The following is a 13,949-nucleotide window of genomic DNA, read 5'->3' on the forward strand; positions in this document are numbered from 1 at the left end:
AGCGGACTGGCCCAGAGAGGGGTGACCCGCAGACGAGCGGGACGGACCCGCAGGTGAGTAAGAAGGCTTATTCACGCCCGCGCAGGAAGCGGTATTTATGATAGCGACCGAGGTACCGGAGGTCAACTACACCGAGTACTCGAACCGGCAGCTCGTGGCGATCCCGCTCGCGGTCCTCGTTCTCGCCCTCGCGATCATCGGCGGGTGGTACCTGGTCACGGGTGCGCCGGCGAATCTCGGGTTGGAGTTCACGGGCGGCGTGGAGCTCCGGATCGCCGACGACGGCGACGACGTAGAACAGCAGATCGAGACCGCGTTCGACCGGCAGCCCGACTCGGTCCGGTCGATCCCCGCCGACGACGTGTACGTGGTGACGTTCCGGGCGGCCGACGAGGACCCGGAGGGCTTGGCCAACGACCTGTCTGCGCAGGCCGATGAGGCCGGACTGTCCACGAACGCAATCGATCAGGTGTCCCCCAGCTTCGCGTCCGACACGGCCCGGACCGCGATCTTCGGCGTCGCGCTCGCGTTCCTCGGGATGAGCGTGCTCGTGTTCGCGCTGTTCCGGACGTTCGTCCCGTCGATCGCGGTCGTCGCGTCGGCGTTCTCCGACCTGGTGGTCCCCGTCGCGGTGATGAACCTCCTCGGGATCCAGATGACGCTCGGAACGATCGCGGCGCTCCTGATGATCATCGGCTACAGCGTCGACTCCGACATCCTGTTGAACAACTCCGTGCTGCGCCGGACCGGCGAGTTCTACGAGTCGGTGCACCGCGCGATGCGGACCGGTGTCACGATGACGCTCACGTCGATGGCGGCGATGATCGTCATGGCGATCGTCGCGTCGCTGTTCGGTGTCGATCTCCTCCGTAACATCGGAATCATCCTCTCCGTCGGGCTCTGTGCCGACCTGATGAACACGTATCTGCTGAACGTCTCGCTGCTTCGCTGGTACAAGTTCGAGGGGGTGAAACGCTGATGCTCGAACCCGTCAAGAACAACTGGCGGATCCTGCTCTTAGTCGTCGTCGTGATCGGCGCGACGGTGGCGCTTTTCGCGCCGCAGTTCGGTCCACAGACGGCTCCCGGCGAGAACGCTTCCGAGGCCCAACAGGGGGTCACGAACCTCCAGTACGGTCTCGATCTGGCGGGCGGGACGCGAGTCCGCGCGCCGCTGCTCGGCTACACCGCGACCGAGGTGGACTTCGACGGCGACCAACCGGACGACGTCGCTCGCGCCGTCGCGGACGAACTCGACGGCGTCTCGGCCCGGGACGTCGGGGCCGTCGCCGAGGAGAACGCGGTCGAGGTCACCGACGCGTCGGTCTCCGAATCGGAGTTCCGCGCAGCGATGGACGCCTCCGGATACGCCTACGAGGACGTTCGCTCCGGCGTCACACAGGAGACCCGGGACGTCGCGCAGAGCATCATCACGGGCAAGATCAACGAGGCGGGACTCTCCGGCGGGAGCGTCCAACAGGTCCAGTCGCTCACCGGCGAGTACTTCATCCTCGTCGAAGTGCCCGGCGAGGACCGGAGCGACGTGATCGAACTCCTCGAGGAACGCGGGACCGTCCAGATCGACATCGCGTACCCGACCGAGAACGGGACCGCGATCCAGGAAGAGGTGCTGATCCAGGACCACTTCGAGGACATCGGCACCGCCGCTCAGAGCGATCAGGGGACCGGCGCGTACGTTCCGGTGACTGTCCGGAACACCGCGCCGGAGGGCGAGCAGTCGCCCGCCCACGGCTTCCAGCAGGCGGTCGCCGACCGCGGGTTCGCCGAGGCGTACAGCTCCAACCAGGACCGGTGCGACTACGGCGAGAACCCGGACGACGTGAGCAAGCCGTGCCTCCTGCTCACCGTCGACGGCGAGGTCGTCAACTCCTTCGGGATGGACTCGGACCTCGCGCAGAGCATGGCGAGCGGCTCGTGGGCCACCGACGGCGGCTTCCGGCTCACGACGAGCGAGTTCAGTCAGGCGCAGACCATCTCCATCAACCTGCGCGCCGGCGCGCTCCCGGCGGAACTCGACATCAGCGGGCAGGGGACCTCGCGCTCCATCTCGGCGACGCAAGGGGAGAACTACAAGAACTACTCGCTGGTGACCGGCCTCCTCGCGGTGTTCGCTGTCGCCGGCATGGTGTTCCTCCGGTACCGCGAGCCCGCCGTGGCGCTGCCGATGATCGTCACGGCGCTCGCCGAGGTGTACGCGCTGCTCGGTATCGCCGCGCTGTTGAGCTATCCCCTCGAGCTGGCCGTGATCGCCGGCTTCATCGCGGTCGTCGGGACGGGCGTCGACGACCTCGTGATCATCGCCGACGAGGTGATGAGCGAGGGCGAAGTGAACTCCCGAAAGGTGTTCAACTCCCGGTTCCGCCGCGCCTTCTGGGTGATCGGCGCGGCCGCGGCAACGACGATAATCGCGATGTCGCCGCTGATGGTGCTGTCGCTCGGCGACCTCTCCGGGTTCGCGATCTTCACCATCCTCGGCGTCCTGATCGGCGTCCTGATCACCCGCCCCGCGTACGGCGACATCCTGCGTCGCCTGCTGACGATTCGGTGAGGATTCGACGCGGGAACCGAGGCGACTTCCCTCCGCGATCGTCCCACCTCGCGGGACGGGAACGCCGCTCCGCGCCCCGCGATCGGTTCAAACACGTGACCCACGACCACTCGGACGCGACGAGACCGACGCGCGCCGCCCCGGAGCCGCGGCCGTCACGGTCGAGGAGACCCGTGGGGGCTCGGACGTGACCCCGTATCCCGAGATCGTCGCCGTCGCGTTCGTCGCCCAGCTCGCGGTGCTGCCGGGCGAGAAGGTGCAGTTCATGATCGCCGCGCTGTCGACGCGGTACGATCCGAAAGTCGTGGTCGCCGCCGCGGGCTCGGCGTTCGCCGGCTGGACCGCGGTGGAGATCGCCTTCGGCCAAGCCCTGCAGTCGGCGTTGCCCGGCGTCGTGCTCGACGCCGTGACCGCGGCGTTGTTCTTCGTCTTCGCGTACCTGCTGTACCGGTCGATGCCGGACCGAGAACCGGAGCGGAGCGCGTCCGACGACGGCGACAGTGACCCGGGCGCGGCCGAGTCGGAATCGGACCCGGAGCCGAGCGACGCGACCCTCGCAGCGCTGGACTCGGTGACGCTCCCCGGACCGCTCGACCGCTACGCCGGGTCGTTCGGCGGCTTCCTGCCGATATTCGTGCTCACCGCCACCGGGGAGTTCGGCGACAAGACCCAGCTCGTGACGATCGGGTTGGCGGTCCAGTACGGTGCGACCTCCGCCATCTGGCTGGGCGAGATGCTGGCGATCATCCCGATCAGCCTCGCGAACGCGTACTTCTTCCACACCTTCGCCCACCGGTTCGACATGCGGCGCGCGCACCTCGCGTCCGCGGTGCTGTTCGCCTTCTTCGGTATCGACACCGTACTCTCCATCGCCACGGGGTTCTCCGTCTGGGAGACGTTCATGGAGGCCGTGACCGCGGCCGCGTCGGGATTGCTCTAGGCCCGCTCGGGTTCCGCTAGAACTCGTCTAACCCGGACTGCTCGGCGGCCGCCAACACGTCGTCGCAGGTCGCCCACGAGCGCCGCGCGCAGTCGGGCACGTCGCCGTGGTCGTCGACGTATTCCCGGAGGAACTCCCGCGTCGCCGGATCGCTCGGGTAGCCGCTCCCGATCCCGTCGTAGGCAGGGTAGTCGGCGTCGATTTCGGCCATCCGCGCGTCGCGGGCGACCTTCGCGACGACGCTCGCGCCCCCGACCATCGGGTCGTCTTCGTCGGCGCCGTGGGAAGCCGACACGTCGACCGCAGGGAGATCGGTGTCGTTAGCGGCGGAGTCGGGATCGGCGACGAACTCCCCGAGTCGTCGGGCGAACCGCGCCTCGCTGGTGTCGCCCGCGTCGGCGACGACCCGGACCGGTTCGTCGAGGTTGGAGACACCGTCGTCGTCGCCGTCGAGCGCAGTCCGGATCGCCCGCGCCTGTCCGCGCACGGTGAGCGTGTTCATGTCCGTGTCCGGACGGTCGATCTCGTCGGGCTCGACGAACGCGACGCCGACGGCGACGGCGTCGGCCGCTCGCGTCGCGGCGTCGATCGCCTCGCGCCGGTTCGGGGAGAGCCGCTTCGAGTCGTCCGCGTCGGCCGGGAGGTCCGCCGGGTCGCCGAGCACCGCCGCGGCGACCATCGGTCCGAGCACGGGGCCCTTGCCGGCCTCGTCGACGCCGAGGTACACGCGTCGCTCGTCGGCTCGGACGGGTAAATAGGTTCAGAAAGCGGTCGACGGCGGGCGAACGCGAAGCCGTTCAGTCGAGGAGGACCGCGTTGACCTGTCCGGTCTGGCCGGGGCGGGAGGTGACGCGGGCGCGGCCCGCGGACGTCTCGATGACGGCGCCCTTGGTGATGATGTTCCGGCGGGCGTAGTTGACGTTCGAAGGGTTGTCGACGACGTTCTCGATGTCGGCCTCGCTGACCTCGTCGCCGTCGGCGACCTGCGCGACGTTCGTCGCGAGCGCGCGGACCTTCTTCTCGGTGCCGCGGGAGTCGATGTACTGGACCCGCGTCTCGCCGAGGGTCGTCTCGGCGGGTTCGCGGCCGAGCTGGTGGCGCTTCTTGTTCGAGGCGTGCTTGAGTCGGCCGCCCGTCCGCTTGCGCGTGGAGCGTCCCTGGTCTTTCATACAGCCATGAACACCCAGCGAATACTTGAAGCGTTCGACTCGCCTCGGCGGCTTCGACGCCGAGACCGGCGGCGTGGCGGGCGGGACGCCCCGTCACGCGCGGCGCGGGTCTCCCGATCGGTTACGCGAACCGCCGCTCGAACTCCCGGATCCCCTCGTCGGTGCCGACGACGACGAGTTCGTCACGCGACTGGATCTGCGTGTCGGGGCCGATATCGGTCACGGTCTCGTCGTCGCGTTCGATGGCGATGACGGTGCAGCCGGTGGCCTCGCGGACGTTCGCCCGACCGATCGTCTTCCCGGCCAGCCGGGGAACTCGGCTCCTGACGACCTCGATCTGCTGGTTGAGCGAGAGCACGTCCCGGTCCTCGATGACGGTGGAGGCGGACAGCCGCCCGGTGACGGTCGCGAGCGAGAGCACGTAATCGGCGCCCGCCCGGTGCATCTTCCGGACGCTCGCGGCCTCCTCGACGCGGGCGAGCACCTGCGTGTTCGGCGCCAGATCCCGGACTACGAGCGTCGTGAACTCCGTCGTCGTGTCGTCCGGCAGCGCGAGCACGACCGTCTGCGCCCCCTCGACGCCGGCGGCGCGCAGGGTCTCCGGGTCGGTCGCGTCGCCGACCACGTCGACGCCCTCCCCGTCCTTCCAGTCGACGACCGTGACGGGTAGGTCGGCGTCCGCGAGCGCCTCGGCAACGGTCTGTCCGACCTGTCCGTATCCGATCACGACGGTCTCGCCCGCGCCGAACCGGCGCGTGGCGGAGTTCGTCAGATCGACGAACCGCTCCAGTTGGTCCGTCCGCCCGGAGACCAGCAGGACCGTCCCGGCCGACAGGGTCGCGTCCGGCGGCGGCGCCGCCTCGAACTCGCCGTTGAACCACGCGCCGATCACGTTGACGCCGACGCGCTCGCCGATATCGCTGTCGGCGAGGGTCGAACCGGCGAGCGAGCTTCCGTGCGGGACGGACACCTCCGCGAGTTGGAGGGAGTCGCCGATGGCGACCGCCTCGCCGAGGTCCGTCTGCAGCGCGGTCGTGACCTTCGCGGCGAGGCTCTCGCCGAGCAGCGACCGCGGCGAGAGCACCTCGTCCGCGCCGGCGAGTCGGTGGTACCGCTCACGGTCGGTGTCCTCCACGACGCTGATGACACGCACGTCCGGCGACAGCTCCTTCGCGGCGAGCACGATGCTCGCGTCCACCTGGTCGGAAACGTCGGTCACCAGCGCCCGCGCGTCGGCGAGGTTCGCGGCCGCCAGCCCCGCCGTCGACTCCGGGTCCGCCCGGATCACCGTCCGTCCCGCTTCGCGGAGCCGTACCGCCCGGTCGGGGTCGGGCTCGACGATCACGTAGGGAATCGCCCTCGAGTCGAACTCCTCGATGAGCGTCGCCGACCGCGAGGTGTCCGAACAGACGACGACGTGGCCCGACAGGTCATCCTCCAGCGACGTGGGGGCGGTCGTCGCGAACGCCTCCTCGAGAAGGGGCGTCACCACGACCGGAAGCGCGCCGATCAGGAGCACCATCCCGATCAGGTCCATCACGGCGATGAAAGCGTTCAGCTGCTGGCTCTCCCACGGTGAGTCCCCGCCGAACCCGGTGGTCGTGAACATCTCGACCGAGAAGCGCAGCGCCTCGATCATGGTGCGCGGGTCGCCCTCGTACACCCGCATCCCGTAGCGGTAGACGACCGCGGTGAAGATCAGCACGAAGAGGACGAAGGCGGAGTACCCGGCGACCCGCCGCTTCCACGAGTCCATTTTCTCCGGATACGATATCCGCATACAAAAACGGGACGCGTTCCGCGACGTCCGACCCGAAGTTCGATGGTTTAAGTCCCGGGGGGCGAACGGACACGTATGGTGCGGGACCCGCCGGGCGAGGAGGATCCGCCGTCGGTCGACGACGTGCTGGACGCGCTCGCAGACGACGACGCGCGGCGGATCGTGTCCGCGCTCTCCGAGCCGAAGACGGCGAGCGACATCTCGGAGGAGTGCGACATCCCCCTGTCGACGACCTACCGGAAGCTGGAGCTGCTCACCGAGGCGTCCCTGCTGTCGGAGTCGACGGACATCCGCCGCGACGGGCAACACACGACCCGCTACTCGGTCTCGTTCGAGACGGTAACCGTCTCGCTCGACGAGGCGGACAGCGAGGAGAACGACCGCGAGTTCGATATCGAGTTCACGCGCCCGGAGCGCACCCGGGACGAACGGCTGGCCGACCTGTGGTCGGAGCTTCGAGAGGAAACATGAATACGTACATCAACCTGTTCGTCATCGTCGCAAAGACCGCCATCCTGGTGCTCGGTGGCAGCATCACCTACTACGCGCTCAGGGCCTACGGTCGGACCGGAAATCCCTCGCTGCGCGCGCTCGGTATCGGCTTCGGCATCGTCACCGTCGGGGCGCTGATCGGCGGCGTCTCTCACCAGATCATCGGATCGAGTCTCGCCGTCGGGATCGCGATCAACAGCCTGCTGACGGCGGTCGGCTTCGGCGTCATCGTCTACTCGCTGACGGTGGAGTGAGGCGAGGGGGACGGCCGCGAACTCCCTCCACCCACGTCTCCCGTCGCTCCCTCGCCGTTCCAGTCGCGCTGTCGACGTTCGACGAACCCCTATTTCGGTAGCCTTTTGCGGCTTTCCGTCCTCGGATCGAGTAATGAGCGACGCACGCGAGGAGCTCTCCCGCCGGATCGCCGGCGAGATAACGCTCAGCGACGACCCCGGAGCGACCCTCCGGAAGTGGCGGACCGACTTCGACGTCTCCCAGACGGAGCTGGCCGACCAGCTCGACGTCTCCTCGTCGGTCGTCTCGGACTACGAGAGCGGGCGCCGCGAGAGCCCGGGGATCGGCGTCGTCCGGCGGACCGTCGACGGGCTCTTGGACATCGACGAGCGGCGCGGCGGCGGGCGGCTCCGCCAGTACGCGCGGGTGCTCTCCGCCGGGTTCGAGAGCGACATCGTCCACGACCTCCGGGAGTACTCGACGGCGGTCCCCTTGGAGGAGTTCTACGAGGCGATGGACGCGACGGAGATCGTCCGCGGCGAGCAGGACCACGTCAACGGCCACACCGTCATCAACTCGATCGAGGCGATCACCCGCCTGTCGAGCGAGGAGTTCTACCGGCTGTACGGTCAGTCGACGAACCGCGCGCTCGTGTTCACGCGCGTCACGCGCGGCGAGTCGCCGCTGGTCGCGCTGCGGGTCGTGAGCCCGACGCCGAACGCGGTCGTGCTCCACGGGATCGAGGACGGCGACCTGTGGGACCACGCCGCCGACCTCGCCCGCGTCGACGGGTTCTCGCTGGCGATCTCGAACCGGGACCTCGACGACTGTCTGGCCGACCTGCAGGCGCTGTGAGGTGTCCGCGCGGCTGAGTCGGTCAAGAACGGGCGCCAGACCGCGACCCTGAAACCCCCGGCGGCCCTCCCCCCGGACATGAGCGACGACTACGCCGAGCGGCTCCGCGCGAACCGCCGCGAGAAGGACGAGTTCTTCGCCGACCACCCGCAGTCGCCGATCCCGCCCGAGCACCGCGACGAGTTCGACGGGCTCGACTACTTCGAGCCGGACCCCGACTACCGAGTCGAGGCGACCGTCACCGTCCACGACGACCCCGAGCCGGTCGAGATGGAGACCACCGCGAGCAATCCGGTGCGCTACCTCCGGATCGTCACCTTCGCGTTCGAGATCCGCGGCGAGGAACACACCCTCGCGGGCTACCAGCAAGAGGGCGACGAGGGGGCGATATTCGTTCCCTTCCGCGACAAGACGACGGGCCAGCAGACGTATCACAACGGGCGGTACATGGAATTGGAACCGGAGGGAGAACTCGCCGACGGCGACGCGGTGACGATCGATTTCAACCTCGCGTACAGCCCCTTCTGCGCGTACAGCGAGACGTTCTCCTGTCCGCTCCCGCCCGAGGAGAACTGGCTGGAGATCGTCGTCCCCGCGGGTGAGAAGACGCCGGACATCGAGTAGTTGGGAGACCTCAAGTAGACGAGGGTGTCATCGAACTATTCGCAGGGGTTTGATTTCACCTGTTATTAGATGAATCGGCCGTCAGAATTGACCTGCTTCTTGATCGATTACGGGAGTGAGTATTGCAGATCGGTGGTGGCAATAGCGTATTTAAAAAGGGGTGAGCGAGAGAGCAGTCGCTTATAAATGAACGAAGCGGTGCGGTGGCGCGCCCCGGCGAGCGGCCCACCGGGCCGCGAGCCGACGGTGCGAGGGAGTCGCTGGCGCCGCCGGCGCCAGCGACGAGGCTGGGGAGGTGTGAGGTGCTGTGCGAAGCGGTGCGGGGCGGGACTCAAAGGGGCAGCCGCGAGGACGAAGCTCGGCGACGGAAGCACCGCAGCGAAGGAGCGTCAGCGACTGAGCGAGGAGCGCACCGAGCCGCGCGAGTCGTCGCGGCTGGGGCTTTGGAGATCTTCATCGAGGTGTCGCTAGTCGCTTATAAACAGCCGACAGCAACACCACTCGATCGCTTATAAACAACCGATCAACCGAATTGATACACGTACTCCCGCAGTCTATGGCCACTACGTCTGTACTGAGCGATTCACGGATCGGTCACTGAGGTGTGTAAACCGTTCTATGACACCTCTCAAGTAGACGGGAACCGCTCCGCGCGCCCCGCTCCCCGCGGAAAGCCTCAAATCCTCCCCCGCCGAAGCCTTCTCATGCGCACCCGGCTCGCGGTCGCCGGCCTCGCCGTCGTCGGCGTCCTCCTGATGGCGAACCCGCTGTACCTCCCGGTTCCGATCGGGGAGCCCGACCCGGCGTACACCCACAGCGTCCAGCCGGCCGAGAGCGGGTCGCCGGTGGCGGGCGTCGACGCGCCCGAGCAGGGGAACGGGACCGCAGACGGCGTCGTCGACTACGCCGACCTCGACCCCGAGGCCCGCGCGGCGTTCGACCGAGCGCTCGACTCGGAGGCCGGCTTCGGCGTCGAGGATCCGGACGAGCGCGTCGACTCGCTGTCGTACCCGACGGAGCCGACGCCGGGCGACGGGCTCCTCCTTGTCGCGTACGAAGGGGAACGGTACGAGTTCTGGACCCGAACCGTCGAGCGCGAGCCGGGCGCGGTCGTCGCCCAGCGGATCGCGGTCCAGCCGGTCGCGTTCCTCGCCGGCTTCTTCGCCGTGCTCGCCGCCGCCGCGCTCGGGTTCCGGGGGCGGATCGACCGGACGTGATCGCGAACCGACCGGTCGACTGCCCTCACTCCGCCGCGTTCGGCTGTCCCACGGGCTTCGGCGCGTCGCCGGCCTCGATGGCGCGGCGGGTCGCCTCGTCGATCTCGACGACGTGGCACAGCGGGTTCCCGGGGTAGACGACCGGGTTCTCCAGGAGGCCGATCAGTAGGCCGGTGAAGGGCGCTTCGACCGCGACCTCGTCCTTCTTAAACGGGTTGGTGATCGTCGCGATCCGCTCGCCCTCGCGGACGAGCGAGCCGCTCTCGAAGTGGGTGTCGACGATCCCGCCGGAGTCGGCGCGGAGCCACGTCTTCTCCCCTGCGCCGGCGACGATCGTCCGCCAGCCGGGCCAACGCACCGTGTCGGTGTCGAGCAGGCCGTACTCGGCGAACACGGACCGAACGCCGCCGAGCGCGTCGTCGATGAGCGGCCGCTGGAAGCGGTGGGCCTCGCCCATCTCGATCGTGATCGTGGGGATGCCGTCGGCGGTCGCCTCGCCGCGGAGGGTGCCGCTCGGCCCGTCGCTGTCGATGATCACCTTCGAGCCGAACGCCATCGCAAGTCGGTGGACCCCGTCCTCGGTCATGTCGCCGCGGACGTGGAGCATGTTCGTTCGGCCGCGCGTGGAGGTGTGGAAGTCGAGCCCGAAGTCACACGGCGCGATGAAGTTCGAGTAGATCTGGTTCGCCATCCGCTTCGAGCTTGTCGAGCCGGCCTTCCCGGGGAACGACCGGTTCAGGTCGCGGTCGTAGACGGGGAGGTAGCGCTGCTGTGCGAGGAAGCCCGGCACGTTGAGCACGGGGAGACAGACAAGGGTGCCCGCGAGCGCCGAGAGGTCCCACTCGTGGGCGACCTCGCGGACGACCTCGATGCCGTTGAGTTCGTCGCCGTGGGCGGCCGCCGTGAGGAACGCGGTGGGCCCGTCGCGCTCGCCGTTGACGATCGTCACGGGGATCCGGACCGGGTCGCCGAGGTACGTCTCGCTGATGCCGTAGCGGATGTTCTGCGTCTCGCCCGGCGGCACCGCGCCGCCGTTGTACGTGAACACCCGATCGTCGCTCATGCCAGACCGGAGCACGGCGGGGAGTATATATATGGCGACCCGCGGATCGCCCGCGTTCGACCCTCCGACCCGCCGGCCGCCGCAGCCACCGATCGGTCGAACTTTTACGCACGGCTGCGCAGGTGTTCCCATGAGTTCGGACCCGGTACGGGTGGGAGTGCTGTCGCTGCACAACAGCAAGGAAACGAAGGCGATCTGCAACGCTGTCGAGGACCTCGGGCACGAGCCCGTCTGGCTCCGCGAGGAGAACGCGGCCATCAGCGTCGAGGACGGCGAGGTGTCCGTCGAGCCCGCGGTCGACGTGATCGCGAACCGACTGTTGCTCTCGAACACCGATCAGCCCGCCGAGCTGCTCGGGCTGGCGACGACGTTCGAGCGCATCCGGCCGATGTTGAACGAGCCGAATGCCGTGCTCGCGTCGATCCACAAGTTCGCCACGGCCGCGACACTCGCCGACTGGAACATCCGCGTGCCCGACGCGCTGCTCGCGCTGTCGAACGACCGGCTCAACGAGGGGCGCGAGCGCTTCGGCGAGGTCGGCGTTTATAAGACCGCGATCGGCACCCACGGCGGCGGGACGTGGAAGGTCGATCTCACGGAGCGGGTGAACCCGAAGGTGGGCAACCGGCAGGCGTTCCTCCAGAAGCTCATCGACCGCGACGACGAGGAGCACCGCGACCTGCGCGTCTACATCGTCGGGGACGAGATCGTGGGCTCGATGTACCGCTACGCGCCGGAGGGCGACTGGCGGACCAACGTCGCGCTCGGCGGCGCGGTCGAGGACGCTACCAACGACATGCCCGACGAAGCCGCCGAGACGGCGCTGTACGCGGCCGAGGTGATGGATCTGGACTACGCCGGCGTCGACCTCGTCGAGGGGTACGACGGCTGGTACGTCCTCGAAGTGAACCCGACGGCCGGATTTAAGGGACTGTTCGAGGCCACCGGCACGAGCCCCGCGCCGCACATCGCGAAGCTCGCGATCGAGACGGTCGGCGGCGAAGTCGACGACGACGACGTGGAGCACATCTCCGCGACGCTCGACGACTCGCGGCCCTCGTGTGCCCCCGCGCCGAAGCCGAGCCCGACCGAACAGCCCATGATCGGCTACATCGAAGAGGTCGTCGTCACCGGGACCTCCGGTTCCACGCAGGCGCTCGCGAAGTCGGACACGGGCGCGACCCGGACCAGCATCGACACCCAGCTCGCCGCCGAGATCGGCGCCGGCCCGATCAAGAGCATGACGCGCGTGAAGTCGGGGAGCGTGAAGGGCGGGAAGGCCCGGCCCGTCGTCGACCTCGTCATCGGTATCGGCGGCAACCAGCACACCGTCACCGCCAGCGTCGAGGACCGCGGCCACATGGAGTACCCGCTCCTCTTGGGCCGCGACATTCTCACCGACTATCGGGTCGACGTCCGGAAGCGCGCCGACGTGGAGGAGACCGAGCGCGACGAGGCCGGCGAAATCCTCGAAGAGGAAGAGTAGCGCAAAGTCGCCGCCACCCGCCGAATTGGGGGCGCGACTCAGGTGAACAGGACGATGACGAGCGCCACGAACAGCAGTTCGCCGCCGATCAGCACGGCCGCGAACAGCCAGTAGCGGTACGTCCAGAGCCACTCTCTCGACCGCGCCCACGCCGACCGCAGACGCGAGGCGTCGCTCCCCGCCTCACCGCTCCTCCTCGCGTTGCCGTCGTCCGCACCGCCGGAGGTATCGAGCAGGTACGACTCGTCAAGTCGCCATCCGTCGCCCTCGTACGTGGCCGATACGCGGGCGCCGACGATCTCGTCGACGTCGAGGGGCGAAACTCCGGCCGCCTCGAGGAACGCGAGGAACGCCTCCGACTCCGACAGCGAGCCGTGCCGCGGGGCTGGGAACCGCTCGGTATGAGTCGCGTCGCCGTGCGGGGTCCGGAACTCCACGACGACTTCGTCGTCCGCCGACCGCACCCCGGTCACGACCAGCTCGCGCTCCACGTCGTTGAGGTACCCCTCTCGGAGGCGACGCTGCACCTCGTCGTCGACCTCGGCCGCGCCGCCGTCGACAGCCTCACCACCGGCCGACCCGGGAGCGCCGTCGCGCTCGGCGTCGGCGATCGTCGACTCCGTCTCGGCCGGAGACGCCGCCTCTCGGCCGCCGCTGGAGGGTCGGTCGGGCATCCGGTACCTCCTTGGCGGCGCGGTGCAATAAGCGCGCTGTCGGAACCCGTTTGAACGCCGGCGACCTCGGGTCACCCATGCGCGAAGTGACGTTGCGAGTGCGCCACCACGGGGGTCCCGAGTCCGAGGTGAGCGCCCGGCACCCGGAGGTGACGCTCCGCTCGGTCTCCTCGATGACCGGGACGGGCGCCGAGCGAAAGCGGATCGTGGAGCTGCGCGGGCCGACCGCCGAGATCGAGTCGTTCCTGACCGAGTTCCGCCGCGCCGACCCCGTGGTGTCCGCGGAGCCGATCTCGCCGGTCGCCGGCGGTCACGCGTACGTCGCGCTCACCGTCGACACCGGCGGCTGGGACGGGATCAGCGAGCGGCTCGCGGACCTCGGCGTCCACTACCGGATGGGGACGACTATCTCCGGCGGGATCGAACGATGGACGGTGTATCTCGGAGCCGACGACGATCTCTCGGCGCTGATTCGCTGGATCGAGCGCGGCGGGAACGACGTCGAACTCGCCCGCAACGTCGAGCTCGCTGATCTCGATCACCCTCCACGACTTCCCGCCGCGGGCATCCTCGACGGGCTCACCGACAGCCAGCGCGAGGCGCTCGCGACCGCGATCGCGACGGGGTACTACGACCACGGCGGCGGGGTCGGCGTCGAGGACGTCGCCGAGGAGCTCGATCTCGGCACGACGACCGTGTGGGAACACCTCTCTCGCGCGGAGTCGACGGTGATGAACGCCCTGATCGACCGGTTCGAGGAGTGGGGACTCCCCGAGGGACGCGGGCCGAGACGGGACGGCCGGGATCGGCCTGACGCGCGCCGGTAGCGTCGGATTCCGAACAATAC

The 13,949-nt window shown here is 68.7% G+C and carries 15 protein-coding genes; 10 read left to right on the top strand and 5 right to left on the bottom strand.

Annotated features, from left to right (window positions below):
* Positions 1-97 precede the first annotated feature (97 nt).
* The 3 genes from secF (at position 98) to ACP96_RS14620 (ending at position 3,508) form a co-directional block, all read left to right on the top strand.
* Positions 98-979 (top strand): protein translocase subunit SecF, encoded by an 882-nt coding sequence (gene secF, locus ACP96_RS14610; protein ID WP_050033865.1) that lies wholly within the window; start codon positions 98-100, stop codon positions 977-979.
* A complete protein-coding gene (locus ACP96_RS14615; protein ID WP_050033866.1) occupies positions 979-2,568 on the top strand; it encodes a preprotein translocase subunit SecD in 1,590 nt (529 codons plus the stop codon). Before secF ends, ACP96_RS14615 begins: the two co-directional genes overlap by 1 nt.
* A 187-nt stretch (positions 2,569-2,755) precedes the next feature.
* Positions 2,756-3,508 (top strand): TMEM165/GDT1 family protein, encoded by a 753-nt coding sequence (locus ACP96_RS14620; protein ID WP_050023553.1) that lies wholly within the window; start codon positions 2,756-2,758, stop codon positions 3,506-3,508.
* 16 nt (positions 3,509-3,524) lie between these two features.
* Here ACP96_RS14620 and rnhB read toward each other — a convergent pair whose 3' ends face one another.
* The 3 genes from rnhB to ACP96_RS14635 form a co-directional block, all read right to left on the bottom strand.
* On the bottom strand, positions 3,525-4,235 hold the full coding sequence (rnhB, locus tag ACP96_RS14625; protein ID WP_050023555.1) for a ribonuclease HII: 711 nt from the start codon (positions 4,233-4,235) through the stop codon (positions 3,525-3,527).
* A 70-nt stretch (positions 4,236-4,305) separates the two neighbouring features.
* Entirely contained in the window at positions 4,306-4,677 is a 372-nt protein-coding gene (locus tag ACP96_RS14630; RefSeq protein WP_050023558.1) for a 30S ribosomal protein S8e, read from the bottom strand.
* Positions 4,678-4,798: 121 nt separating this feature from the next.
* Positions 4,799-6,433, bottom strand: coding sequence for a potassium channel family protein (locus tag ACP96_RS14635; RefSeq protein ID WP_050033867.1), 1,635 nt, complete (start codon positions 6,431-6,433; stop codon positions 4,799-4,801).
* A gap of 99 nt (positions 6,434-6,532) precedes the next feature.
* On the opposite strand from ACP96_RS14635, the gene ACP96_RS14640 reads away from it, so the two are divergent.
* The 5 genes from ACP96_RS14640 to ACP96_RS14660 all read left to right on the top strand — a co-directional run bounded on the left by ACP96_RS14640 (position 6,533) and on the right by ACP96_RS14660 (position 9,879).
* On the top strand, positions 6,533-6,928 hold the full coding sequence (locus tag ACP96_RS14640; protein ID WP_050023560.1) for an ArsR/SmtB family transcription factor: 396 nt from the start codon (positions 6,533-6,535) through the stop codon (positions 6,926-6,928).
* Positions 6,925-7,203: a DUF7521 family protein gene (locus ACP96_RS14645; protein ID WP_050023563.1), complete on the top strand. Its 279-nt coding sequence runs from the start codon at positions 6,925-6,927 to the stop codon at positions 7,201-7,203. Before ACP96_RS14640 ends, ACP96_RS14645 begins: the two co-directional genes overlap by 4 nt.
* A gap of 133 nt (positions 7,204-7,336) precedes the next feature.
* Positions 7,337-8,038, top strand: coding sequence for a helix-turn-helix domain-containing protein (locus tag ACP96_RS14650; protein WP_050023565.1), 702 nt, complete (start codon positions 7,337-7,339; stop codon positions 8,036-8,038).
* Positions 8,039-8,116: 78 nt separating this feature from the next.
* Entirely contained in the window at positions 8,117-8,662 is a 546-nt protein-coding gene (locus tag ACP96_RS14655) for a DUF1684 domain-containing protein (RefSeq protein ID WP_050023567.1), read from the top strand.
* Positions 8,663-9,366: 704 nt separating this feature from the next.
* The gene (locus ACP96_RS14660; RefSeq protein WP_050023570.1) at positions 9,367-9,879 is read left to right on the top strand and encodes a hypothetical protein; all 513 of its coding nucleotides are present in this window, start codon (positions 9,367-9,369) and stop codon (positions 9,877-9,879) included.
* Positions 9,880-9,904: 25 nt separating this feature from the next.
* Here the strand turns inward: ACP96_RS14660 and ACP96_RS14665 are convergent, their stop codons facing one another.
* Positions 9,905-10,942, bottom strand: coding sequence for a succinylglutamate desuccinylase/aspartoacylase family protein (locus tag ACP96_RS14665; RefSeq protein WP_050033868.1), 1,038 nt, complete (start codon positions 10,940-10,942; stop codon positions 9,905-9,907).
* A gap of 130 nt (positions 10,943-11,072) precedes the next feature.
* Between ACP96_RS14665 and ACP96_RS14670 the strand changes: the two genes are divergently transcribed.
* Entirely contained in the window at positions 11,073-12,428 is a 1,356-nt protein-coding gene (locus ACP96_RS14670; protein WP_202593966.1) for a putative ATP-dependent zinc protease, read from the top strand.
* A gap of 38 nt (positions 12,429-12,466) precedes the next feature.
* Here ACP96_RS14670 and ACP96_RS14675 read toward each other — a convergent pair whose 3' ends face one another.
* Entirely contained in the window at positions 12,467-13,102 is a 636-nt protein-coding gene (locus tag ACP96_RS14675; RefSeq protein WP_050033869.1) for a hypothetical protein, read from the bottom strand.
* 77 nt (positions 13,103-13,179) lie between these two features.
* On the opposite strand from ACP96_RS14675, the gene ACP96_RS14680 reads away from it, so the two are divergent.
* Complete coding sequence (locus ACP96_RS14680; protein ID WP_050033870.1) at positions 13,180-13,929, top strand: helix-turn-helix domain-containing protein; 750 nt, start codon at positions 13,180-13,182, stop codon at positions 13,927-13,929.
* Positions 13,930-13,949: the final 20 nt, after the last annotated feature.

Source organism: Halorubrum halophilum (assembly GCF_000739595.1).
GTDB classification, from domain to species: Archaea; Halobacteriota; Halobacteria; order Halobacteriales; family Haloferacaceae; genus Halorubrum; species Halorubrum halophilum.

Bases quoted from the DNA above. Each gene is read 5' to 3' on its own strand.
- ACP96_RS14615 (WP_050033866.1), top strand. From the start codon at position 979: ATGCTCGAACCCGTCAAGAACAACTGGCGGATCCTGCTCTTAGTCGTC.
- ACP96_RS14665 (WP_050033868.1), bottom strand. From the start codon at position 10,942: ATGAGCGACGATCGGGTGTTCACGTACAACGGCGGCGCGGTGCCGCCG.
- ACP96_RS14630 (WP_050023558.1), bottom strand. From the start codon at position 4,677: ATGAAAGACCAGGGACGCTCCACGCGCAAGCGGACGGGCGGCCGACTC.
- ACP96_RS14645 (WP_050023563.1), top strand. From the start codon at position 6,925: ATGAATACGTACATCAACCTGTTCGTCATCGTCGCAAAGACCGCCATC.
- ACP96_RS14680 (WP_050033870.1), top strand. From the start codon at position 13,180: ATGCGCGAAGTGACGTTGCGAGTGCGCCACCACGGGGGTCCCGAGTCC.
- ACP96_RS14670 (WP_202593966.1), top strand. From the start codon at position 11,073: ATGAGTTCGGACCCGGTACGGGTGGGAGTGCTGTCGCTGCACAACAGC.
- secF (WP_050033865.1), top strand. From the start codon at position 98: ATGATAGCGACCGAGGTACCGGAGGTCAACTACACCGAGTACTCGAAC.
- ACP96_RS14660 (WP_050023570.1), top strand. From the start codon at position 9,367: ATGCGCACCCGGCTCGCGGTCGCCGGCCTCGCCGTCGTCGGCGTCCTC.
- ACP96_RS14640 (WP_050023560.1), top strand. From the start codon at position 6,533: ATGGTGCGGGACCCGCCGGGCGAGGAGGATCCGCCGTCGGTCGACGAC.
- ACP96_RS14655 (WP_050023567.1), top strand. From the start codon at position 8,117: ATGAGCGACGACTACGCCGAGCGGCTCCGCGCGAACCGCCGCGAGAAG.
- ACP96_RS14675 (WP_050033869.1), bottom strand. From the start codon at position 13,102: ATGCCCGACCGACCCTCCAGCGGCGGCCGAGAGGCGGCGTCTCCGGCC.
- ACP96_RS14635 (WP_050033867.1), bottom strand. From the start codon at position 6,433: ATGGACTCGTGGAAGCGGCGGGTCGCCGGGTACTCCGCCTTCGTCCTC.
- ACP96_RS14650 (WP_050023565.1), top strand. From the start codon at position 7,337: ATGAGCGACGCACGCGAGGAGCTCTCCCGCCGGATCGCCGGCGAGATA.